This is a genomic window from Chitinophagales bacterium, from assembly GCA_020636495.1.
Lineage (GTDB): Bacteria > Bacteroidota > Bacteroidia > Chitinophagales > Chitinophagaceae > UBA5543.
Genome location: JACJXQ010000008.1, coordinates 1,357,941 through 1,383,441, shown reverse-complemented (window position 1 = coordinate 1,383,441; position 25,501 = coordinate 1,357,941). Strand labels below are relative to the sequence as shown.

Genomic DNA, 25,501 nt, shown 5'->3' with positions numbered 1-25,501 from the left:
CAAAACACATAGTTCAGAAGATTATGTTAATGACAGAATAATATCTTTATGTTGCGGATACTTTTCAAGTAAGGCATTCTTGTCAGCCAATTCAAAATCAGCAAAATCAAAACCGGGAGCAACTGTACATCCACATAACGTATAACCATCCGGCGTCTCTGTTCTTGACCCGAACCAGCTACCTGCTTTGATAACAACTTGCGGATTTTCGTCTTTTTCGATATCTTTTCCCAAAAGATGTTTTACCAGTGTACCTCCCTGTTCTATTTCATAGATACATAAAGTATCCCCATCATAAAAATGCCATAGCTCGTCTGAAGCGATCCTGTGCAATGCAGAAAACTCACCATACTCCAACAAAAAATATATGCTGGTAGATATAGCTCTGTCTCCTTTATGTTCTGCTGAAAGTTCTGCATGCGGCAATACCATATCAGAGCGGTATATTTCCCTGAATGCGCCACCTTCTATGTGGCTTATCAACTGTAAATGTTCTTTCCAGTATTTTGCGCTGTACTGTTGACTCATGTTACAAAGCTATAAGATTTGTTAAATAGGGGTAAGGGAATTGTTAACGAAAAGCGGAATGGCACGCAAGTTGTTTATGTATGATGTAACCAAATCTAAAGACTATGATGTCCAGGATATTAACGACCGTATTGGCTGCAGGCACACTCCTAATGACCTCATGCGTAAAAAACGAATATTACACAGTGGATCCCAATCAACCACAAGGGCCACAATACAACAATGTATTTGACGATAATTTTGATAACAACCAGAACAACTGGGCTTTCAGTGACCCCAACAATGCTGCTTATGTGAGCATTAATAACAGTTGGCTGAAATATACTTATCTACCAATTAACGAAGGAACCAATACTGTAGCCATTAATACCGGCGCCAAATTACACCGTAACTTCCTGGTACAGACACGCATGAAATCTGACTATGCGATGGGGCTTGTATTTGGCGTATCAGACAACAACTACGGCTATTCTTTCTTTATAGACAATGCCGGGTATTTTGCCCTGTATAAAGAAGGTACAGCCCAGGATGGTGTACAAACCATACTCGACTGGCAGGCCAGCAATGCCATATACACCAATGCATGGAATGATGTAGAATTTGAGCAGGTGGGCAATTACTGGACAGGATATATCAACGGAACCAAGGTTTTTGAAGTGCCCTCCCAGTATATAGGCGGTTCAAAAATTGGCTATATCGTTCTGGATGGAACAACCGGATATGCGGATTACCTGACCGTGCAGTGGTAAACCAGAAGATACGAATTAGTATATTTGTTACTTACCAGCACGGATATATATGACAGACGGGCAGCAAAACAAAGGCAAGGGACCAGACCCCAGGATATCAAAAGAAGAAAGTTATTTCCTTGAAGGCCCGCGATCGCGTTGGGCAGAATTCACATTCATTATCAAAGTGATGCGTGAATTTATCCGCGGGTTCAGGAAATTGCACTTTATCGGCCCCTCTGTTACCGTCTTTGGCTCCGCCAGGTTTAAGGAAGACCATCCATTTTACCAACTGGCTATGGATGTGGGTAAAGCGATCGTACCGCTTGGATTCAATGTAATGACGGGTGGCGGCCCTGGTATTATGGAAGCTGCTAACCGTGGAGCAAAAGCAGCCAATGGGCGATCAATAGGCTGCAACATTATTTTGCCACACGAACAAATGCCCAACCCCTACCTGGATATATGGGTTTCGATGGACCTGTTCTTCGTGCGTAAAGTAATACTCACCAAATACTCATATGCTTTCATTGTGCTGCCGGGCGGATTTGGCACTTTAGATGAATTCTTCGAGTCGCTTACTTTGATACAGACCGACAAGATAGAGCGCTTCCCCGTTGTTATAATGTGTAAAGAATACCACAAATATCTGTATGACCATATCATGCACATGGTGGAGCAGGGAACCATCAGTCCTGAGGATGTAGAGCTATTCCTGTTTACCGACTCTGTAGAAGAAGCAATTAATCACATACAAAAATACGCTGTAGAAGGCTTCGGCCTGAAGAAAAGAAAAGTGTTTCGCCCGATACCAGCATTGGGAGAAAAAAGAAAATAGTGTTAGTTATACTTTATAACCATACTTTCCAGTGTATTTATCACTTCTCCACATCTGTTATTCAGGTTTTGCAGCATTCCATAATGGTCAGAGAGCTTGATCACCTCTACAGGGGTTTCTTTCTTTTCAAAAAGTTCGAATAAAGACTTACTAATTATGGTGTCAATTTCACCGGTTACTTTTCGCATGCTTCTCATTATTGCTATCAATGCCTGTATATCTCCCCGGGCACTCAGTTTTCTTACTGTTTCTGATAATTTTTCGACAAATATCTCAAGAAGGTTGGCCACTTCATTGGTGGCAATATTAGCCTGGTCAATGTCAAAATAATACATCTGCTTGGCTGTCGCCCAGATATTATCGGCTACATCATCCAGCGAGGTTGCAATAAAGTGAATATCTTCCCGGTCAAAAGGCGTGATGAAGTTTCTACCTAACTCTACAAATAACCTGTGTGTGGCATCATCGTTCTTATTCTCCAATCGCTCAATTTTGTTCAATACTACCTTACGCTGGTTACGGTCTTTGGTGGCAATAAACTGAACAAAAGCTGACGCCATTTCGTCCAGGTTATCTGCCACTTGCTCAAAAAGGTCATAAAACTTCTTACCACCGGGCGTAAACAACTTCGTAATGGCGCTCATAATCAATCACTTTATATCCAAATTTACCCTCATTATTCCGCCTGTCCGATACCGGCACGATAACTTAACTTTAAGATAATACTGATGATTTACATCATAGATAAATTAGATGTTTTCATTACCTTTGCACCTTATATAACCAATACGGTTGTAACAATATGAGTGAGAATAAATTAAGTATAGTAAAGTTTGCCCCTAAGGGAGCTGATAACTTTCACGACGCGGTAAAGGCAAGAGTTGAAGAATACTTTAGCACGAATAACATCTCCAAATTATATAATTCGAAGATGGTGATCAAAACGATTGCCATGATCAGTATGTATTTCTTACCTTATGCACTGATCGTAACAGGGCTGGCATCTGTCAACCTGTTTTTGTTTTATGGTTTATGGATACTCATGGGTGCCGGAATTGCGGGCATCGGCACTTCTGTAATGCACGACTCTAACCATGGTGCGTACTCCAACAATAAAACTGTAAACACCCTGCTGGGTGGCCTGCTCAACTTATTAGGAGGTTACGACCGCAACTGGCGTATACAACACAACGTATTGCACCACACTTATACCAATGTTGACGGACTGGACGAGGATATAGACGCAGGAATATTGCTGCGCATGTCGCCCAATGCCAAACATATTGGTATGCACAGGTATCAGCACCTGTATGCATGGCTGCTGTATGGTATCATGAATATATACTGGGTAACAGCAAAAGATTACAAATGCCTGCTGAAATATGGCAAGAACGGAATGATAAAAAAAGAAAAGATCAGCCTGGCACGTGCACTGGCTGAGCTGAGCTTTTACAAACTTATTTATTTCGGATATATTCTTATGCTGCCTATGTTCTTTGCAGGTGTGGCATGGTATCATGTATTACTGGGCTTTATAGTAATGCACCTGGTAGGAGGTTTGTTGCTGGCATGCATATTCCAGTTGGCACATGTTATGGAAACATCGGAATATCCCAACCCTGTGAATGGCAATAAAATGGAAAGCAGTTGGGCAGTACACCAGTTACTGAACACTGCCAATTTTGCGCCTAACAACAAACTGCTCTCCTGGTATATTGGTGGTCTTAATTTTCAGATAGAACATCACCTGTTCCCCCAGATATGCCATGTACATTATCCGAAATTGTCGGAGATAGTATCGAAGGTTGCAGCAGAATATAATGTACCGTATAATGTGCAACCTACCTTCAGGAAAGCGCTGAAGCAACATGCTATGATGCTGAAACAACTGGGAAATCCGCCTAAAGCAGCTTAATTATTCTTATTTTTTAATAACTTTCATAGGTATCTGAATGTGATGCTATGAAAAAAGTTATACTCTCCGCTGCACTGGCTATTGCCGGTACAACAACGTGTTTGTTTGCACAGACCAACATATTATCTACAAATACATTGGCTGAGCAAATAATGCTGGGTAATTATAACCCCGCAAGTTTCCAGGCTTCTGTAGTTATTAATAAGCCGGCGGATATCAGCCAGGGAATCACCAACAGAGTATCTCCGGACTCTTTATACTCTTATCTTGATGTATTGCAAACCTTCGGGAACAGAAACACAGGATCAGATACCGTTTCGGCAACCAGAGGTATCGGTGCTGCCCGCAGGTGGGTATACAGCAAATTGGAGCAATTCAGCTCAGAGAATGAGAACCGTCTCATCCCCTCCTACCTGCAGTTCGACCAGTCAATTTGTAGTATCGATCAACACCGTAATGTATTTGCTGTAATACCCGGGGCGGATATTACTGACAAATCAGTAGTAATACTAGAAGCACATCTGGACAGTCGTTGTGAAGGTCTGTGCGATACAAGCTGTGTTGCTGAAGGCATGGAAGATAATGCCAGTGGAACAGCGCTGGTACTGGAACTGGCACGCGTGATGAGTAAATACACCTACAACCATACACTTGTTTTCATATTGACCACCAGCGAAGAACAAGGCCTGAATGGTGCGCGAGCATTTGCCAAATACTGCAAAGACAAAGGAATAAAGGTAAGAGCAGTATTGAATAATGATGTGGTAGGTGGTATCATTTGCGGGCAAACGGCTTCGTCACCCGGGTGTATGGGGGCAGGTACTATAGATAGTACCAACCTGAGGTTGTTCTCCGGCGGTACATTCAACTCTCCACATAAACAGTTGGCTCGTTTTGTTAAGCTGGAATATAAAGAGCAGTTATTACCAATAGCAAAAGTGCCTATGACCATCAATATCATGAGTCCGCTGGACCGTAACGGCCGTGGCGGTGATCATATTCCTTTCTATGACGAACAATACACGGCAATACGATTTTGCGCAGCAAATGAGCATGGCGATGCAGACGTATCTAATCCCAACTACTCTGACAGGCAACATAGCACAAGAGACCTGTTTGGTGTAGATACAGACAATGACAATAAAATCGACAGTTTCTTTATTGATTTCAACTACCTGGCGCGTATGAGCGTGATAAACGGCAACGCCGCTGCCATGGCTGCATCAGGTCCTAAAACACCTGAATTTGACGTTGTTGTAACACCGGGAGACGAGGCCATTTCAGTATTTATCAATACGGAGAAGCAATACCAGCACTACCGTGTAGGTATACGCACCAGTACAAATGACTGGGATACAGTTGCGACAATCCTGAATAGCGACCATATATATATACCGCTTCACGGCGGATTGAAAACACAATTCGTGAGTGTAGCTTCCGTTGATGCCGAAGGTGTAGAAAGCCTCTTTTCCGAAGAAAAAGTAGCCATGCTGAATATAACAGATCTGACAAAGAACAAACAACTACCGGTTGAGTTATTACAGAACCACCCTAATCCTTTTGATGGCGAAACAACCATATCAGTACTGGCAAATGAAAGCATTATGGATGTCAATGCCTACATAAGTGTTACTGACATAGCAGGCAAAGAAATAAAACGCATGAAGATCACGCTTAACAAAGGGGTAAATGAAGTGACCTATGAGCATGGCTATCATGTGGTGGGCAACTACGTGTATACGTTGGTAATAAACGGAGAAAAAATCCAAAGCCGTAGAATGGTATTCGCAAACTAAACACCTACTTCTTCTTTGCCGGATAAAGTAGCCTGAAAGCGTTGAATACTGCCTGGTGCCCAACAGTAGCATGGTTCTCATCTGGCAGGTAATCAAAATATATTTTTATCTTTTTTGATCTAGTGCTGCTCACTTTTTCCGCCAGTTTTTGTGCATCACGTTCCATAATATGTTCTTTGCTGCCGTCAACTGAACCTTCTTTACCCACACCTATATATACTGCAGTTGGCAACTTGTAGTCTTCTTTCAATATGGCAGGGTTCCTGTTCAGCAAACCACCATCATCCCACCAGAGGCTGGGGCTGATAATGACGTATTTGTCAAACATCATTGGCCTGGTAAATAATATTTCCGTTGCCAGCAAACCTCCCAATGACTGGCCTATTAAAGTAGCTTCATCATTAGCTGCATATTTTTCTTTTATGAATGGCTGTACTTCTTTTTCGATATACCTGATAAACTTTGCTGAGCCTCCGCTTGTTGGCAGCATCTCTCTATCTTTTGCCCTGCGTGACGGATAAGTAAAATCACGCTTCCTGTCTTTATTGGCAATACCTACTACGATCGATCCGGGTACACGGTCTATCCATGAAAAGTTATTGAACTGCACTATACCTACAATGTGAATAAAATCTTCGTCAGCCGAACCATCCAGCAAGTAGATGACAGGATATCTTTTACTACTGTCATATCCTTGAGGTAAGTACACATTCAGTTTGCGATCTTCACCCAGTTCGCTTGAATACAATTCTTCTGTATAGCCCAGCACAAAGGGTTGCGTACATTTAGTTTCAACAATGGGTTGTGCATACATCTGCAAAGCTGCCATGCACATCAATAATGATAATAAATTCCGCATCAGAGTAGTTTTACCGGCCGTATTTACATACGCTTACCATCCTCTAATATACGCTCCTGCCTGCGCAATTCATCCCTCTTGCCAAAATTATACGTAAACCCAAGCGCGACGGTCTGCGTATTATACTCTGTTGTTGATGCCTGGCTCAAGCCGGCCTGATCTATTTCCCCATTATACCGGTACCAGTGAAAAGGATCCTGAACACTTGCCTTCACCGTAACTGTGTCTTCAAAAAGGTTCTTAGTTACTGTAGAATTTACCCATCCGGATCCACTGACACGCTGTACTACGCTGGTTCGGTATGGACCTGCATAGCGGGTATGAAAATGAGCATTCCACCCCTTCTTAAATGTAAACTGTGTATCTAAACTCATATATACACCATTGGCACGGGCAAAGTAATGTTCACCATTATAATCTGCTTCAAATTCAGCATAGAAAACATTACCTCCGACACTGAGATTCAACCAATCAAATAACTGGTCGTTATAAAAGGCTGACAACGCTCCGCTAAACTTTCTGCCATTATTACCTGTTGAGCTATAAGCTACATTTGTTGCCTTATTGTAGCGCAACCTGTCTGTAAACACACCATTCACTTGTGAGCATGAAGCGGTAGTTATGAGACTGCCTTTATAATTATGTTTCAACTCAATGTTGTGTGTGAATTGTGGGTTTAACAACGGGTTACCTTCTTTCACATTATACTGCGATGTCACCCAGCTAAATGGGTTCAGTTCCCTGTAATATGGCCGTTGCAGCCTTCTTCCATAGTTCAGCTCGAAAGTGTTATTACTATCTGCCTTGTATGTTACATATGCTGTAGGGAAAACGTTTGTATAATTTTTGGTAAACTGTATATCCTGTGTTACCTGGTTGCCGGTTGCGTGTGTATGCTCTACCCTTATACCTGCCTGCGCCTGCCACTTGTCTTTGTTCAATGAACTGCTGACATAAGCCGCAGTTATATTTTCCTTGTATAGGAATGTATTACTCCTGAGCGTGTCTTTTATCCAGTTGTCATCTACATAAATATCAAAAATATTAGCCTCGTTTATATAAGCGTAGCTGGTTTTTGCTCCGCATTCCAGCTTCATGTCTTTGGCGGGTTGTGTGGTATAGTCTACTTTAGCAGTCAAAAGCCTGTTCTTATCAGGTATACTGTTGTTCAATATCAGCGGGTCTGGCAGTTCTACACCCTGCTCGTCATAGTTAGTACTGTTGATTCTTTGGTATATTTTGCGCTGATTGATAAAATAGCCGGCGTTTACCTGTATGTCGCTTGTACTATCTATCTCATGCTTACCAAAGAAGGTAAGTACACCGTGGCTTCTTATATGGCCATTCTCATTTCTACTATTATTATACACTTTTGAGCCGGCAGTATTATCATGCACCACAGAGTTGGTCTTGTCTATTTCGTTATTGGTATGATATATACCTTTTGCAGTCATAGACAACGTAGTTTTATCTGTCACATCATAATCTACACCTGTCTGCAGTGAATAATCAGGGAATTGCTCTTTGCGAAAAGCATGCTCTGTTGTTACGACCGCAGGGCTACCATCCTCATTCTTTGCAATCCGGGTTTCATCAGATATAAGATAACCAACACCATAGTAATAGCCAGGATTAAGACTATAGGTCATTTTGTTATTACGATAAGCAATGTTGCTGCCTGCATTTACAAACAGATATTTTCCCTGCTGGTAATTACCCGTTGCTACCCCACTCCAGCCATCTTTTTTCTTCTTGTTCATTTTCATGCTGATGATACCATTATCACCAGCTGCATCATATTTAGCTGAAGGTTGTGTTATTAATTCCACTTTAGCTACTTCAGAAGCATTCACACTTTTCAGGTACTCAGCCAGCTCTTTACCACTCATGTAAGTGGGCTTATCATCTATCAATACAACTAAACCTTGCTTACCATTCATACTGATGGTACCATCAGCACCAACCGTTACTCCCGGCATATTGCCCAACAGTTCCAGCAGGTTGGCCCCCTGTTTCATACTCTCACGCACATTGACCACAGTCTTGCCCAATTCGGTTTGTATAAGATCTTTATGACCGGTTATCACAACGGCATTCAGCTTGTTATCAGCCTGCTTTAGTATAATATCAGGGATAGTGAGATTATCAGTTACTTCCTGTAATTGTTTTACGGGTGTGTACCCCAGTAATTGTACATCAACAATATACCTGCCGGCAGCAATATCTTTCAGCAAGTATTTGCCATTTTCATCGGTTTGTACCGTCTGTAACCAACTACTGTCTGCAGCTTTTAACAATGATACATTAACGAAAGGCATTACCGCTTTTTGCTCATCAGTAACTTTGCCTGATACAGTATAAAGTTGTGCATTCGCAGAAAAAGTCACCAACAAAAAAACAGACAATAGCGTATATGGTTTTCTCATAAATATCTTTTTATACGGATTATGCGTTGCATATTTGTCATATAAACATAGTGTAATATGAAATGAATACGTTGGTCGGACAATTTGTTTAAAACAACTTTAACTTTTAATAGAAAAATTTACATATTTGTACATTCACTTATTAAAAACTTATACCCTTATGTACAATAAGCTATTGTTAGTTATTTGTGTGTTGGCCTTTTCTGCAAATATTTACGCACAGGACACCGAAGAAACATTCACAGAAGAACAATTGGAACAAATCAGACTCATTGACTCTATCAACAAGTCTATGAAGTACACCACCAGAGACGTGATATTGAGGGATGTAGCTACAATGCACGTACCTGAAAATTTTAAATTCCTGGGGGAAGAACAAAGCAAGCAGGTAGTAACAGACATATGGGGCAACCCTGAAGATGAAAATATCATAGGTATGTTGTTTCCAGCCGATGGGGATGCAATTGCTGCAAATAGCTATGCATTTATTATCACTTACGAAGCAATAGGATATGTAAAAGACGAAGATGCTGATGATATTGATTACGATGAGATGTTGAAAGAGTCTCAGGATGGAGAACCGGAACTGAATAAAGAACGGGAGAAAATGGGTTTTGAGCCGATACACTTTGTAGGTTGGGCGCAAAAACCATATTATGACAAAGAGAAGAAAGTATTGCACTGGGCCAAGGAGTTCCACTTTGGTGATGCAGACTACAATACGCTGAACTATGACATTCGCATACTTGGTCGTGAAGGTATTCTCTCTCTTAACGCTGTAGCAGATATGAGTCAGTTGGGTATGGTGAAAGAAAACATCAATGCTGTGCTGGACATGCCTAAGTTCATTCCCGGTAAACAATATAAAGATTTTGATCACAGTATTGATAAAGTGGCTGCATATACGATAGGCGGATTAGTTGCCGGTAAAGTGTTGGCAAAAGCAGGGTTCTTTGTTCTGATACTAAAATTCTGGAAGATCATTGCAGCTGGAATAGCAGTTGCTTTTGCCGGTATAAGGAAATTCTTCAAACGTAAAAAAGAGGAAGAAGCCTATATGGCAGACAATAATTATATTGACCCACTCACAATACCCGCTCCGGCAGACGAAAGCAGCACAGATAACGATACAGACAAACAATCGTAAAATAGTTACAAAAAAGCGGGCTTTTAGCCCGCTTATATGTTTACCATGTTAAATATCCCTTAGTTGGCAAGGCTCCTGAAATCAACAGGCACCAGTTTACTTACACCGGGCTCCTGCATCGTTACACCATATATCACATCAACAGATGCCATGGTTTGCTTGTTGTGCGTTACCAGGATAAACTGCGAGTTATTACTGAACTTGCGTATCATCTGGGTGAACTTACCTACGTTGGCATCATCCAGCGGCGCGTCTACCTCATCCAGTATACAGAACGGTGCCGGCTTGATGAGGTATATCGCAAACAGGAAGGCTGTAGATGTAAGTGTCTTCTCACCACCTGATAATTGGGTAAGTGTACTTGGTCTTTTACCTTTTGGTTGCGCGTATATCTCGATGTTACTATCGGCAAGGTTATCAGGATCTGTCAGGCGCAAATCGCACTGATCTTCTTCTGTAAACAGTGTTTTAAATACCTCTATAAAATTGGTACGTACACTGTCAAATGTCTCTTTGAATTTTGTATTTGCCGTCAGCTCCACTTCTTCAATAGTAGCCAGCAATGATTCTTTAGCCTCTACAAGATCACTCTTCTGCTCCTGTATAAAGTCGTACCTAACTTTCATTTCAGTATACGCCTCAATAGCTGTAGGGTTGATCTCACCCATATTCTCCAGGCGTTTCTTCATACGCTCTGCTTCAGCGTTCAATTCGTCCACTGTCAGCTCTCCTGTACGATCCTGATCTAATACTTCATCAAGGTTCACTTTGAACTCTACGCTCAAACGCTCCTTCATACCGGCCAGTTGCAGTTTCATTTCGTTCAGCTTGTCTTTGATGCTGTTCAGCAATGTTTCTGCCTGTTCTTTCTCACGACGTTTCTGATTCAGTAACCCCTCTTTCTCTGATATCTCGTTACGCAACTCGTAATACAGCCTGTCCTTTTCGTTAAGGGCTGCCTCATCAGTCTCTTTCTTCTTCATCAGGTCATACAGTTCCGTATCGCCATTATTCAGTTGAGATTCCGTTTCTGCCAGTTGCTCCGTTGCATCTTTTAGTTGTGCAGTATTAGTAGTTATCTGTACCTGCAGATCTTTGTATTGATTGCTACGGAAGTTCAGTTCCTGTTTCAGTCCGTCCAGTTTGCTTTGCTGGCGGGTAAACTGTAGGTTCAACTGGTTGTACTGTTCCGTTGCATGGTTGAAAGCCAGTTCCGCAGCTTTAAAGGCTTCATCCGCTTGCTCTATTTCAGCTGTAATTGATTGCAATTCCTCACCTATCTGCTCCAGCGCTTCCCTTGCTCCTGAAATACTATCATGTGTATCAGCCAGTTGTTCTTCCAACTCACTTACACGCACGTCAGCACGTTCGTTCAGGTGTTCGTAGTTGCTTATTTTATCACCGAGATTTACCAGCAGGTTCTGCAGGTTGTTTATCTCGTTGCGGGTCTGCTCAATAGCTTTATCATTCAGCTCCTGGTTGAACCCAGTCACGAGCGTCTGTGTATCTGTTATCTGTTGCTTTAAGTTAGCTGTGCTTTCTGTCAATTCTGCTATCTCTTTGGCAAGGCGTTCCAGGTTTTTGGCACGGCCTATTTTGTTCCCTTCAAACAGTCCGATAGAACCACCACCAAGCGTGTACTTACCACGCACCATTTTACCGGACTTCTCTACAATGATATTACCATTGAGTACCGGTGCAGTAGTGACATCATGCTCAGTATCCGCTATGTACACATGGCCCAACAGATGCTGTGCCAATGACTTGTATTGTTCATCAACAGTTACAACGCTTAATGCAGGTACAAGCCCTTCCGGTGCGCTATGCGCTGCCTGCTGATATTGCTGAAACTGGCTCAGCATAAAGAAGTTGGCCTTGCCTTTCTTATTTTGCTCAAGCAGGTGTACGGCTTTCGCCGCATCTTCTACATTGTCAACTATATAGTAGTTCAGGTAGCTGTCCAGTAAGTTCTCCAGTGCTGTACGATATTCATTCTGCACCACAAACACGTCAGACAACAGCGGAGCATTCTTACCCCACTCTTCGTGCTTGCTTAAGAACTTAATACTATCAGGATATCCTTCCAGGCTTTCTACCAATGATTTCAACAGGTCGTGCTCATTGCGCCTTGAGTCCAGTTTACGGTTCTCGTCTACTAATTCAGAACGCAGGTTCTCTATCTGCTCCTGGCTTTGCAATATCTTGCCTTTCACCTCTTCCTGCCTGTTCACTAATTGTTCCAACTCAGCTTTGGTGACTCCCAGTTTCGATTCTGTTTCCTGTTTCTGTGTATTGAGTTGTGCGACCTGGTCTATGCGGTGTTGTTTCTCTTCCTGCACCTGGTGTATACTGCGCTGCAGGTTCTGTACCGATGTATCTGCTATAGCAACTTTCTTTTCCGCATCAAACTGCTCGCGCTGCTTTTGCTGATACTTACCCCTCAGACTATCCAGTTGCACTTTCTTATTGTCAAAAGCCGTACGCTTTTCATCAGCTACATTCCTCAGTCCTTCCAGTTCTTCTCGTATCTTTTGCAGTACCTCGTTCTCCTCACCTATCTGTTGCTCTGCAAAGCTGATAGATTCTTCCAGGTTCTTTATCTGTGCATCTGCACCGGACAGAAACTCATCCAGGTTCTTCACCCTGTCTTTCAGGTGGTCTATACGTTGGGATGCCAGGCGTTTATCACTTTCCAACTGCCGAACTTTGTTCACCAACTCGTTGAATTGTTTCTGCAAGCCATTCAACTCCTGTTCTCGAGCTACCAGTTTTGTTTTCTCCTGCTGCACCGTAGATTCCTCCTGCGACACGATCCTCTCTAGTTCATTTCGCCTGTCGCTCTCTGTAGTATGTTGCTCATTCAACTCGCGATACTGGTCGTTAAAATGTTCCAGCGATGCTTTTGCAAGCTCAATACTTACCTCCTTGTATTCGGTCTTTATCTTAAAAAAGCGCTCAGCCTTCTTGGCCTGGCTTTCCAGTGTACGCAGGTTGTTTCCTATCTCAAACAGCAGATCCTCAATACGCGACAGGTCCTGTTCTGTCAGGTCCAGTTTTTGCTTCGCTTGTTTCTTACGTGTTTTGTAAATAGAGATACCGGCAGCCTGTTCCAGCATACGACGACGTGAACCATCTTTATCCTTGATGATATCATCTACCATACCCAACTCAATGATAGCATATGAGTCATTGCTCACACCAGTATCTAGAAAGAGGTTATGTATATCTTTCAGGCGGCAGGTTACATCATTCAGCCTGTATTCACTTTCTCCATTTTTGTAAAACTTACGGGTAATAGTAACCGTAGTGAATTCAGTAGGCAACAGGTTACGATTGTTCTCAAAAGTAAGAGACACCTCGGCCATACCTGCAGCATTTCGTGTACGCGATCCATTGAATATCAGGTCTTCCAGGTTATCAGACCTCAGTGATTTGATCTTGTGCTCGCCTATTACCCATCTAATCGCATCTACAATATTCGACTTACCACATCCATTGGGACCTACTACACCAGTTATGGGGTGGTCCAACATAATGTGTGTTTTGTCAGCGAACGACTTGAAACCTTTAATATCTAACGACTTTAACTTCAAAGCACAAATTTTTTATGGCGGAAGACAAAAATATACATTTCAGGGGTTTAAAGGGGATGAAATACAGTACTGACGCGCAAATGTGGGTAACTTGGGGAATATAAACAGTTCACCTAATACAGAAAAATAAAACAAATATATAAGTATTACCAGCCCTTACGCTTGTAGAATAACTTATTGTTGTAAAAGAAGGTAGCAACGGGGTACAGGTACTCAAAATCCTGCTCCCTGCCAGCCTGCTTTAACCTACCTGGCAAGCAAACTACATATTTAGCTGTATCTAATGCATTATCAAAGCAAGGTAGGTCTTCTGTAATACAGTTGTTGATGATATCTAATGTATCATTATGGCGCATATGGTTCACAGCAAGTGCGGCGGGATGAACATCCTCGACCAACAGAGTGCCTGGCTTTTCTGCCACATATGCCAGAACATCATCCATATTATTCCGGCTTTCGAAATAGAACAGATACCCCATGTACACAAAGCCTGCTAATATGATTGACAGGAAGAAAATAGTATTGAAGATGTTCTTCTTAAAATTGGTGTAGGCAAAACTTAACAGCACCAGCATGATGATATATGCAACGCCACGATATATCGGATACATAGCACCGAAAGCATAGTGTGCTGCTACCAGCAACAATAGGGTTATCAGTACTATTGTCAATTCAACATAGATTTTACCCTTGCGTATAAAAACAACGGCAGCAGGCACTAATGCTGCTACTATGATCCACTTCAGCGTCAGGAATACATTAACTGGAGCGAATTCATTCAACGAAAGAAACGATATAAGGCTGGATAATGTACCTCCCCTGAAAAGAGAATCGCGCCCGATAATAGCAGGGTCGTACTTACTTACTATCTGCCCCTTGTCGAATATGTACAGGAATACAGGAATACTGATAGCAAATATCAAAATACGAACAGGGCTTTTTATTGTTTCGGAAAAGCGACTGATACCGGCAATAATGAAAATTGCTACAACAGGGAACAGAAAGCTGAATATGGATATGGAACCCAAGCATCCTAACAATATTATATATAGCAATTGCCTGGGCTTGCCGTCTGCCATATAATGCCTCAGGTGAATGATCATAGCAAGAAGACATATCATGGCAAGAGCATATCCGCGCGCCTGGGCAAAATATATGTAGTATGGCCACATATACAACATTACCTGATCTATATGCCTGAGCTGATACCCCTCCTTATCCTTCAACAACCTGCTTACAGCCCAGAAATACACGAAGAACATCAGGAAACTGGGTAACCTGAACAAGAACATGGTCTTTACACCCATATTTTCCAGCCACTTGTAATATAGTGAATTCAATACATGGTTGTTGGCCAGGTTGTATTGCTCATATTGAAATATTTGCCGTGGAGATGCATGTATGATATTTGTATAAGTGGTAGACTCATCATACGACCAATGATTAGAGAACCCCAGTATCAATAAGGGTATGATAAGCAGTAACGGGAGTGTAGAAACTCCTTTGTATGTCAACCAGGAAGGTTTTTGCATATTAGTGTTTAGAAGCGTTGTGTTCCTTTGTCAAATATAAATAATACGGAATATGTATGCAACATCAATACTTTTCGATGAATTTAGGTATGTCATTCTTCTCTTCATATTCTTCCCTGAGTCTATGTAGCTTTTCAAGCAAGTCGCGTTCTTTTATTGCACTAAGTTGCATATCAGCATAGGCATCGCTCAGGTCATCCATAGCTACTGTAGTATCAAACTGCTCAAAAACTGACAATTTATACATCACAATTTCCTTTTCGGCTTGCAGAAACTCCAGCTCCGTTTCCATCAACTTTTCCGAACCACCTACATTTTTCATACCCTTGACCTGCTCCACTTTTCTGTCAACATACCTCTGCATTTGCACTCTAATGGGGTTCAACCCTGTGAAGTCCAGAGTATTTACAGCGATCTTCAACTCATCTCCCCAGCCTTTACCATAAGCGAGTAATGAATCATTGATGGCTGCAATCTCATTATCCAGCCGGATACAATCGTCTTTTTTATTAAGATCGCAAGACAGGAACAAGGTTATCAACAACATGCCCGCAATACTGTATTTACGGTATAACATATCTGTAGTTTAACGCAAAATAGTGATATACCTCATATATCGTAGCAGATACCGTCAATGTTACAAGTACGTTAACATAAATAGTATATATAGGGTTATTGTACGTTGGTTAGTCCCCCTGCGTTGTCTTACCTTTGTGGCGATTATGGGTAAAGTAGCGATCAACCTGGCAACAGGTAGTTTACAGAAAGAAGAAATAATTGTAGGTATAGACCTTGGTACCACCAATAGCCTTATTGCAGTGGTGCGTGAAGATGATAAAATGCCGCTGGCACTCAGAGAAACTGACGGGCTGACCTTAGTGCCCTCAATTGTTCATTTTAATGATCTTGGAGATGCTACGGTCGGAACAAAAGCTAAAGAGTTATTGCTGACGGAACCTCAGAGGACAATATACTCGGTAAAGCGCCTGATGGGTAAATCATACAAAGACATCAGCAGCGACACTGGTTTCTTTACATATAAAGTGCTGGACGATGATACCGATTCACTGGTAAAAGTACAGGTAGGCGATAAGTTCTACTCTCCTATCGAGCTATCATCGATGATACTAAAAGAACTGAAGCATAGGGCCGAACACATACTGAAAACACCTGTAAATAAGGCAGTAATAACAGTACCAGCCTATTTTAACGATGCACAAAGGCAGGCTACCCGCGATGCCGGGCGACTTGCAGGGCTGGATGTATTACGTATCGTAAACGAACCCACTGCAGCAAGCCTTGCTTATGGATTAGGCATAGATGCCGGCCAGGAAAAAACAATTGCTGTATATGATCTTGGTGGCGGAACTTTTGATATATCCATACTGAAAATAACGAATGGTATTTTTGAGGTACTATCTACCAATGGTGATACCTACCTGGGGGGCGATGATATGGACAGAGCTTTATCTCTGCATTGGCAAAAAGAACTGGGAATTACAGATGATGAACTGAGATCACACAAGAATATTGCACAAGAACTGAGGCTAACTGCCGAAGCCGCAAAAAAACATCTTTCTTCTAACGAAAAATATGAAGGCAATGTAGGCGGGACAGCAGTAAGTATCACACGTAGTGCTTTCAATGAGATGATCACTCCACTCATCAACAGGACAGTGGACAATTGCAGGAATGCTTTGAAAGACGCCGGACTTACAGCAAAAGATATAGATGCAGTGGTAATGGTAGGTGGTTCAACAAGAGTTCCATTAGTAAAAGAACGTATCAGTGAATTGTTTGGCCGACAGGTGCATGATGAGCTGAACCCTGACGAAGTAGTAGCCCTGGGCGCGGCAGTACAGGCGGATATACTGGCAGGCAACAATACAGATATGTTGCTGCTGGATATTACACCATTAAGCCTGGGCCTGGAAACTATGGGTGGTTTGATGGACGTATTGATACCCCGAAACTCGAAAATTCCTACCAAAGCGGGCAGGCAGTACACAACCCAGAAAGACGGACAAAGCGGCATGCGTATATCCGTTTACCAGGGCGAACGAGACCTTGTAAAAGACAACAGGAAGTTGGCAGAATTTAACCTGACAGGTATTCCTGCTATGCCTGCAGGTCTTCCTAAAGTTGAAGTAAATTTCCTGATAGACGCAGATGGCATTCTGAAAGTAAGTGCAACTGAATTGCGTAGTGGTGTAGCCCAAAGCATTGAAGTAAAACCACAGTACGGACTGACAGACGAGGAAGTAGAGAGCATGCTTATGGACTCCCTAACACATGCCAAAGAAGACATACAGGCACGTGCATTGGTTGAGGCCGCTACAGAGGCTGAGCAGATGATCGAAACCACAGAGCGTTTTCTCGACAAGAACAGAGAACTTCTTACCAAAGAAGAAACAGCGCAAACGATGAACCAAATACAGGTTCTTAAGGACGCTATCGCATCGAAAGACAAGGACAAAGTTCAAAAAGAAACTGAAATACTCAATGATATTTCACGTCCATTTGCAGAAAGAGTAATGGACGTTGCCATAAGTGCGGCAATGAAAGGAAAGAAGATACTATAAAGTATCTTCTTTCCTTTTAAACTATTCTTACATCAGTACCACCTGTACTGTATGCCTTGTTTTCTGTTCCAGTAATATATGCCTGCCTTTGGTCAGGTCTGCAAAAATATCAGGAGTATAGTGCCTGATGGTCAGCAGGCTTACATCTTCGTTGTCTGATACATTATAATCTTTGCTGAGCATCTTTACCAATTGCTCCAGCTTACCGCGTTCATTATCAATACATGCAATGAAACTGATAGCAGCGTTTTGTATCATGTTCACACGGATATTCATCTGGTGAAAAATATCATACAGGTCGCGCAGCTTGCTTTCTGTAATAAATGAGAAGTCTTTAGCTGTCAGTTTAAGCAAAACCTGATTACCCTTCTGCACAATAAGCGGTGGATAGAACAGGCTGCTCACCTCATTCATCACTACAGTTCCTTTCAGGTTCTTATCCAGAAAACACTTTACATACAAAGGGATGTTGTTATTCTGTAATGGCTTGATAGTTTTGGGGTGAATAACCTGCGCACCATAATAGGCCATCTCGATCACCTCATCATAACTTATTGAGTCTATCCTCACTGTATTAGGGAACTTCTTAGGGTCGGCATTTTTCAGCCCTTCCACATCTTTCCATATTGTTACGCCTGACGACTTTGTCCATGCCGCCAGCAAAGCAGCTGTATAGTCAGAGCCCTCACGGCCAAGAGTTGTAGAAGCATTGTCAGATGTAGCACCAATGAAACCTTGAGTAACGATGTTCTTTCCTGATTTTAATAATGGCATCAACTTCTCCTGCACCTGTTGTTCAGAATATTCGTTGTCTACTTTAGCATCCCTGTATGTATCGTCGGTACGTAATATATCTCGTATATCTACCCATTCCACATTCATGCCCTGTTGCTTCAGGTAAAAAGCGAATATTCTTGTCGACAAAAGCTCGCCGATACACACTATCTGATCATAAGTATAATCATACTTATGGGCAGCCGCATCATCTATGGCCCATTGCAACTCGGTAAAGAACACATTCATAGCTTCCAGTGCCTTATCATGATATTTATCTTGCAGCACTGCTTTGGCATATTCTATATGCTGTTTCTCTAATGTTGCAGCCTGTTCATGTGCGGCAGCTGTATCTCCTTTGCAGGCAGCCGTTACAATATGCTCCAGGGCATTGGTTGTTTTACCCAGTGCAGACACTACCACAACCACAGGTTGTTCGGCCGCCTGTACAATCGGCCAAAGGGCCTGCATACGCTCGGTAGTAGCAATTGATGCCCCACCAAATTTGTAAACTTGCATGTATATTCCAGTTTATAACAAAACAGGCTTACCTACCGGTAAGCCTGTAAATTTCTATGTTTGATATGCTACATAGCACTAGTACAGCTTACCCAAGGCAAGTCGTTTCTGTCCCTTATGTAGCTTCTTATTGTTCATTGCAGTCGCAAAAGTAAATATTTTATAAAAATATCCAAATATTACTCAAATATCTCTTTTAAGGTCTTAGGCCTCTTTTTCTCCAGCCATTGAAAACGGCTCAGTCGCAACCCGGCTAGATTTACCTTATCAAGCGGGTTCATTTTTTCTTTCACATCCTGTTCAAATAATATGTATGTAATAGCCTGATCTTCAAACAAAACTCTCATCCTGGCACTACTCACCTCACTCACACCAATATACGCTCCATCATCATCTTTGGAAAATTGTATTGCCTCTGCATTAGGCTTTACAACGACTTCCGTTATCGAATTATTCTCAAAATATCCTGTAAGCGTTTTACCCTGTACCTGGTCAAACAACTCAGCCTTATCAGGACCCGTTTGCGAAACTACAAAAGCTTTGTCCGGCACATACATTCTTTTCAACTTATTGCTATCCGTATACAGCAATATGGTATCACCTGTAATCTGGCTTCTCCGCGACCACAACACAGGGTCATACATCATCTTCATAACGGAATCCACCTGTGAATAAGCAATACTATCGCACAAGCCCTGCATAGAGTCAGAAAATATCTTTACATGATGATAACCAATAAAGTAGCGTAACTCTGCAGTATCTGTTGCAACAGTAGTATCTGCTATCATTTCAACTACTTCTTTTTTATTCTTGCCCTTTCCTATAGTTTTTACAACACGTATGCTATCCTTTACTGGATTGACAGGAGCCATAAAAAAGGTATCCGCACGAATGAACAAACTATCTTCTCCATTCATTTTTTTCATCACAGGTCTGATGGTAGCAAGTGTTGTTTTTTTCTTTTCATTCATGTCGGCCCTCTGGCAATACAGGGTTAACTTTTGCGTTGTATCAATAGCGAGAACATCTCCTCTTGCCTTTGCCTGGCCATTAGTTTTATTGTAGTAAAGGCTGTCGGCCTCCATGTATTGCTCCTTTGTAAGTATGGATGAACGACAAGGGAAATGAGCAGCCTGTAGTTTGCTATCATATGTACCACAATGTGTGGTCAATACAGACGAATCGCTTGTAACGACAGAAGAGGCAAAAAAGGTGGTTATTTTAGTTTCTGTGTTATATCCCATATCATCCGATACGATCGTATACTCCGGGTCATATACATGCACGTCTTCAGTAAACCGGGCATCTTTCGTGCGAATATTATAAACACCCGAATTACTGGTAAGTGAGGTAGCATCACTTTGCAATGTTCCTCCATTATAGTAAACACCTATCTTGGTATTCAGGTCATATTGCACCTCTGTAGCCCAGAGATTATCTTTCCCATCTGTAAGGCTTACATTGCCATCCAAGAAGGCAAGTTTTTTGTTCCCTATATATTTCAGGTAATCACTGGCAGAACGAGTTCCGTCCGGCTGAATAATGACCACATTACCAAAAGCCTCGACATTATTTGTTTCGCTGTACAGGTAGGCACTGTCACAATACATCATGGTTTCCCCTTGTTGCAATTGTACATTGTTTACCAGTTTATTAAATGCGATACTATCTGTAGGCACACGCTCAATATACCCGGCTGTAACTATTTCTACATTGACCTTTTTTGACGTGTCAGCAACCTTCTGCGCAAATACCTGCACCGATATACTTATCAAAGTAGACAATAAAAGTAAGCGTAGTTTCATTCCCGGTATATAACAAAGTGCAGGATATACAAATGAACAGCTATCCCGGTTATTTTTTCTGTTTTTTGCCAAATATGGTTACGTTAATATAACGCCAGGGATGAGCATTAATATCCGCCATCAGGTCATTCAGTGTTTTCATGGTCTCCGTCAGGTTATTGTATAGTTGCTTATCATTTACAACCATACCTAAAGTACCTTCATTATCATTGATTTTTTTCAGGATACCATCCAATTGTTTAGCGGCTGATTGCAGTTCCTGTACTGTCTCCTGTATAGGAGCGGCAGAAAGATTACTTGTAGTCTGTTCGGCATTCTTAATGATATTCGTAATGCCTTGGTTGTTATCAGCAATATTGGATGTGATACTATTGGCATTCCTGATAACAGCAGCCAGTTGTTCACTTTCATTGTTCAGCTTCTCCGACAATTCTGAAAAGTTCTTCATGGTAACATCCAGCGACGTAACAGTGTTTGACAAGCTGTTGGCGGTGCTTTCATTCAATACGCCACTAACACCAACCAATACAGTATCCAATGTAGTAATAACATGCCTCAGGTCGGTAATAAGGGGCGACAACTCAAATGAAAGGTTATCAATAATACCACCCTCCATAGATGCCGGCAATGTGGCGCCATCTTCCAGCATTTGCGTACCCATACCAAAGTTAAGCCTGATGATCTTTGTACCCAGCAAATCTGCAGAGCCTAACTCTGCCGTCGTTCCGACAGGCACATCTACACTCTTACTAACCGATAAGGTCACTTTAACTTTCTCACTATCTATCAATTCTATACCTGAAACCCTGCCAACACCGAGACCTTTCACCTGTACCGCGGCCGAGGTCTGTAGTCCTTGTACATTATCATAGTAAGCGTAAAACTCATTTTCGCCGGAAAAGATGTTAGCACCTTTCAGAAAATAGAACCCGGCGAAAAATACCAGCAACGACACCGTGACCAATAATCCTGTTTTCGCTTCTTTTGATATCTTCATAATGCTTTCATCAGTTTGTTAGCAAAAGTACTAAAGGTCGCCCAAAGACAGCCAAATACTTTACAATAATACCGACTGATACTGTTAAAAGTCTGTGCCCAGAGACAGGTGCAACAGTGGCTTTTTACGATGATTATCGGTATTCCACGCCAGGTCAGCCCTACCAAAATACCCGAACAGCATGGTGCGTAAGCCGAAACCATAACCTAACCCGAATACCTTCTTGGAGTCGTCAATGGAAACAATCACAAGCGAATTATTATATCCGATAGTACCCGGCTGGGGTATTACCTTATCATTACGCACCGTACTTTCCTTAGGCCAGAGGCCATACCATGCAGACCCAACATCTGCAAAAGTTACCAATTGAAGATTACGCAGTAATGACGATTGTATTGGCCTTTGTAAAATAGTAGCAAGTACAGGGAAACGGAACTCGTTATTCAGCACACCATACGAATTACCATTCCAGCTGTTTTGCTCATATCCACGCATATTCGTAGCCAGCGCCTGAAAAGCATACTGCTCACCCGGCCTGATAGGTGTCTCACTGTTATATTTCGGCCAAGCCCAATTGTCAACACCACCTACAAAGTATAATATCTTCTGATTACCTCCTGAATGTGCCGCTGCAAAACGTACTGCCCAGGTCAGATTCTTATATATCTTGGTATAGTGTCTGAAATCAGTGCCAAAATTGTAGAAACCGCCTCCTGAACCATTGATACGGTACATATATTCTGCGAAGAACTTAAACCGGAAACCCCTGTATATATTTATTACCGGGTTTATTGTATTGTCAAATACATATTCAGCTTTGCTGGTTATCCAGAATTTCTGCCTGTCAGGGAACGGATATGACAAACTTAATGTATCCTGTGCTTTATAGTTTAATACATCTCTCCTGAAACCCATATGCAGCCTGATACTCTCAAATTTATTCAGCGGATAGCTTACTGTCGCCTGCACAAGATCTGTACTGTTTTTACCCAATTGTTCGTTCTCGTACTCTGCATTGTTGACGGTATCAATATAAGGTACTACATAGTTTCTTATCTTGTTCTGCCTCAGGTATAACAAACTCCAATCAACCCTCTTCTTATTATTCTCAAATTGAAGAAAATATGTCGTACCGGAAAAATTCACGGGTAATCTCAAACCTCCGGTAAACCGGTAATCTTCCATCAGGTCATTAAGACTCGCAGTCAGCATACCCCCAAGGCTCGGATTGGCAAATTGATTAGCATTCTGACCCGCAGGCTGATAACGGTTGAACAATACCGAGTTATCCAGCTTAACAGATAAAAAGTCAGGTTTAAAATCGGCCCTGTACCTTTGAGCACGCATATTCAGGTAGGTGCTATCCACTCCTTCTTCCTCATCTTCTTTCGCAAGACGCTGTTCTTTCCGGGTCATCTTAGGTTTCCTGGTTGCAGCATCATCTCCCGGTTCTTCATCATCAAACTGCGTCTGAAAAGCATTCCCTCTTTTTAACACTGGTTCTTTTACTGCTTCATCCTCTGTTTTTGCGCTTGCATCATCTTTTATTACACTTCTCTTCTTACTGGTTTCCGATTGTTTCAGCAGTGTCGGTGTCAACTCAACTCCTTTAGCGCCTTTCTTAGGTATCTGCAAAGGCTTGTAATATATCTTATACTTGTCTCCTACCTGCAATACATCTGCCACCTGGTTGCTTACAGGGCTGTACTGATGTGCCACAATGTTTCTTGCATGATTGGTTACCGCAACCGTATAAGTAGAATCATTCTTATTCACATCATGCGTAACCATTATTATATATTGGTTGTAGATACCATTCTCATTATAGAGATAAGCATAATTGTCAGTACCGTATTGTATAGGCTGTGTTACCTCACCTTTGGTAACATATGTCATCTGCAACAACTCCTTTTTACGGGTGGTTGTATTGTAGAAGTATACATTCATCGGGCCCGTCGGCAATTCATTCACTCCAAGCGGCACGTCAAGGTTTGGTTTAGGCCTGTTTGAAATAAATAAGATACCACGGCGCGAGCCACCACTCACATACCACGGTTGCAGGTCGTCCCATGCATCATCAGTTATGTTTTTCATTCTTTTACCACGAATGGTAAATTCATAAAGATCAGTTTTACTCTTTTTTATTGCGGAAAATATCAATCTGTCATCATCCTCCATAAATGTCATACTCAATACCCTGTCAAACCTGTTTGCGGGTATCTCATAATTTTCTATCTGAGCTTTTATTGCATTGTATATACGTAAGTGTGTACTGTTATCTTTTCGGTATAGTATCGCTAACTTATATCCTGTATTAGACCATGTGATGATCGGATAGTTAGGATCAGGAGTAGCACCAAAGTCCAGCTTACCACCCTCCATTACTGTTGAGCGCACCTTTGTCTTGATAGTCTTTTGTATATAAACTTTATATTCTCCGTTTTTCCATGCAACATAAGCCACATCCTGCCCTTTTGGCGAAACCCTGATGTCTTTTATTATCGTACCGTCTTTTGGAACATCTATTTCAATCAAAGCTGTTGAGCTATCCGGAATAGCCTGGTTCAATTCATCTTTTGCATAGATATCTTTGTAAAAGACAATTGCAGAGTCATATGCCTGCTTTACTTTCATGCCAAGCGTCATCTTTACACTCTGGTTAAGGCTGCTCTTCAATTGTGTTGTATATACCAGGTTCTTCATACTACCTTCACCATATCTGTCTGATACATATTTCCAAAAAGCTTTACCTGCTAATTCAGGATTTACTTCAGCTAATTTGTAGAAACCTTTATCAGGATAGGACTCGATCAGGTTCTTCCAGTCGCTATTGCTTTCCGTATCCCAACCATCTACTATGTATGCTATAAAACCATTAATAGTCCATTCAGGCAAGTTCATTAATATAGCATTTCTCACTACTTCCCTCAGGTTCTCGCCAAACAAAAGCCGCTCCATAACAATACGCGCCATGCCTGAGCGGGTTTGCCTGCGCAGGTCTTTATGCTCACCTGTATAGTACACAACTAATTTATCACCCACAATATTAACCGTACCTGCAGGCACATCCTGCAATTGAGAATCATATTTTCTGCCAATATTGGTTTGTTGATACTCGTCGTACGTGTTATATAACACTATATTGAACCTGCCCGGGAACTGGCCACCTATCTTACTTTCAATTACAGCAATATCATTTTCAACCTGCTCTGCCACATATCTTGCCAGTTCCACTCCAGACCTGTCGTAGTGATAAATACGAAAGTGGTTTGTCTCAAAATACTTCCATTTGAACGTTCTGTGCTGAATTCTGTTCTGTCCGTATTTTTCAACATTGGCCTGCGCATATACATCTACACTGTTCAAAAACATGGTCGAGATAATTGCTACTAATAATAATGATGGTATGGTAAGCCTTCGGCTGAAATACATAATCGATCGAAATTAAGTTAGTTATTCGCT

17 protein-coding genes are annotated in these 25,501 nt (G+C 41.8%); 6 read left to right on the top strand and 11 right to left on the bottom strand.

All coding sequences use genetic code 11. The features are described 5' to 3' along the window. Positions 1–21: 21 nt before the first annotated feature. Complete coding sequence (locus H6550_05950; protein MCB9045662.1) at positions 22–528, bottom strand: cupin domain-containing protein; 507 nt, start codon at positions 526–528, stop codon at positions 22–24. 104 nt (positions 529–632) lie between these two features. Between H6550_05950 and H6550_05945 the strand changes: the two genes are divergently transcribed. Further along, positions 633–1,277: a hypothetical protein gene (locus tag H6550_05945; GenBank protein MCB9045661.1), complete on the top strand. Its 645-nt coding sequence runs from the start codon at positions 633–635 to the stop codon at positions 1,275–1,277. 49 nt (positions 1,278–1,326) lie between these two features. Continuing rightward, the gene (locus H6550_05940) at positions 1,327–2,094 is read left to right on the top strand and encodes a TIGR00730 family Rossman fold protein (GenBank protein MCB9045660.1); all 768 of its coding nucleotides are present in this window, start codon (positions 1,327–1,329) and stop codon (positions 2,092–2,094) included. A 2-nt stretch (positions 2,095–2,096) separates the two neighbouring features. On the opposite strand, the gene H6550_05935 is transcribed toward H6550_05940, so the two are convergent. Beyond that, the gene (locus tag H6550_05935) at positions 2,097–2,738 is read right to left on the bottom strand and encodes a DUF47 family protein (GenBank protein MCB9045659.1); all 642 of its coding nucleotides are present in this window, start codon (positions 2,736–2,738) and stop codon (positions 2,097–2,099) included. A gap of 287 nt (positions 2,739–3,025) precedes the next feature. Here H6550_05935 and H6550_05930 point away from each other — a divergent pair, with 287 nt between their 5' ends. Further along, positions 3,026–4,009, top strand: coding sequence for an acyl-CoA desaturase (locus H6550_05930; GenBank protein MCB9045658.1), 984 nt, complete (start codon positions 3,026–3,028; stop codon positions 4,007–4,009). 47 nt (positions 4,010–4,056) lie between these two features. Next, positions 4,057–5,805, top strand: coding sequence for a M20/M25/M40 family metallo-hydrolase (locus H6550_05925; GenBank protein MCB9045657.1), 1,749 nt, complete (start codon positions 4,057–4,059; stop codon positions 5,803–5,805). A 4-nt stretch (positions 5,806–5,809) separates the two neighbouring features. On the opposite strand, the gene H6550_05920 is transcribed toward H6550_05925, so the two are convergent. Then, on the bottom strand, positions 5,810–6,664 hold the full coding sequence (locus tag H6550_05920) for an alpha/beta hydrolase (protein MCB9045656.1): 855 nt from the start codon (positions 6,662–6,664) through the stop codon (positions 5,810–5,812). Between the two features lie 23 nt (positions 6,665–6,687). Then, positions 6,688–9,090 carry a TonB-dependent receptor gene (locus H6550_05915; protein ID MCB9045655.1) on the bottom strand — a complete coding sequence of 801 codons (2,403 nt, stop codon included), beginning with the start codon at positions 9,088–9,090 and terminating at the stop codon, positions 6,688–6,690. 160 nt (positions 9,091–9,250) lie between these two features. Between H6550_05915 and H6550_05910 the strand changes: the two genes are divergently transcribed. Next, positions 9,251–10,237: a DUF2167 domain-containing protein gene (locus tag H6550_05910; protein MCB9045654.1), complete on the top strand. Its 987-nt coding sequence runs from the start codon at positions 9,251–9,253 to the stop codon at positions 10,235–10,237. Between the two features lie 59 nt (positions 10,238–10,296). Here H6550_05910 and smc read toward each other — a convergent pair whose 3' ends face one another. The 3 genes from smc to H6550_05895 all read right to left on the bottom strand — a co-directional run bounded on the left by smc (position 10,297) and on the right by H6550_05895 (position 15,939). Beyond that, on the bottom strand, positions 10,297–13,830 hold the full coding sequence (gene smc, locus H6550_05905; protein ID MCB9045653.1) for a chromosome segregation protein SMC: 3,534 nt from the start codon (positions 13,828–13,830) through the stop codon (positions 10,297–10,299). Between the two features lie 146 nt (positions 13,831–13,976). Further along, positions 13,977–15,362, bottom strand: coding sequence for a hypothetical protein (locus H6550_05900; GenBank protein ID MCB9045652.1), 1,386 nt, complete (start codon positions 15,360–15,362; stop codon positions 13,977–13,979). Positions 15,363–15,426: 64 nt separating this feature from the next. Further along, positions 15,427–15,939, bottom strand: a complete 513-nt coding sequence (locus tag H6550_05895; protein ID MCB9045651.1) for a hypothetical protein — start codon at positions 15,937–15,939, stop codon at positions 15,427–15,429. A 145-nt stretch (positions 15,940–16,084) separates the two neighbouring features. Here H6550_05895 and hscA point away from each other — a divergent pair, with 145 nt between their 5' ends. Beyond that, the gene (gene hscA / locus H6550_05890; GenBank protein ID MCB9045650.1) at positions 16,085–17,944 is read left to right on the top strand and encodes a Fe-S protein assembly chaperone HscA; all 1,860 of its coding nucleotides are present in this window, start codon (positions 16,085–16,087) and stop codon (positions 17,942–17,944) included. A 27-nt stretch (positions 17,945–17,971) separates the two neighbouring features. Here the strand turns inward: hscA and H6550_05885 are convergent, their stop codons facing one another. The 4 genes from H6550_05885 to H6550_05870 all read right to left on the bottom strand — a co-directional run bounded on the left by H6550_05885 (position 17,972) and on the right by H6550_05870 (position 25,471). Further along, a complete protein-coding gene (locus H6550_05885) occupies positions 17,972–19,237 on the bottom strand; it encodes an aspartate kinase (GenBank protein MCB9045649.1) in 1,266 nt (421 codons plus the stop codon). A 179-nt stretch (positions 19,238–19,416) separates the two neighbouring features. Then, positions 19,417–21,042, bottom strand: coding sequence for an LPS export ABC transporter periplasmic protein LptC (gene lptC, locus H6550_05880; GenBank protein MCB9045648.1), 1,626 nt, complete (start codon positions 21,040–21,042; stop codon positions 19,417–19,419). A 49-nt stretch (positions 21,043–21,091) separates the two neighbouring features. Further along, positions 21,092–22,039: an MCE family protein gene (locus H6550_05875; protein MCB9045647.1), complete on the bottom strand. Its 948-nt coding sequence runs from the start codon at positions 22,037–22,039 to the stop codon at positions 21,092–21,094. 84 nt (positions 22,040–22,123) lie between these two features. Continuing rightward, positions 22,124–25,471, bottom strand: coding sequence for a hypothetical protein (locus H6550_05870; GenBank protein ID MCB9045646.1), 3,348 nt, complete (start codon positions 25,469–25,471; stop codon positions 22,124–22,126). Between the last annotated feature and the right edge of the window lie 30 nt (positions 25,472–25,501).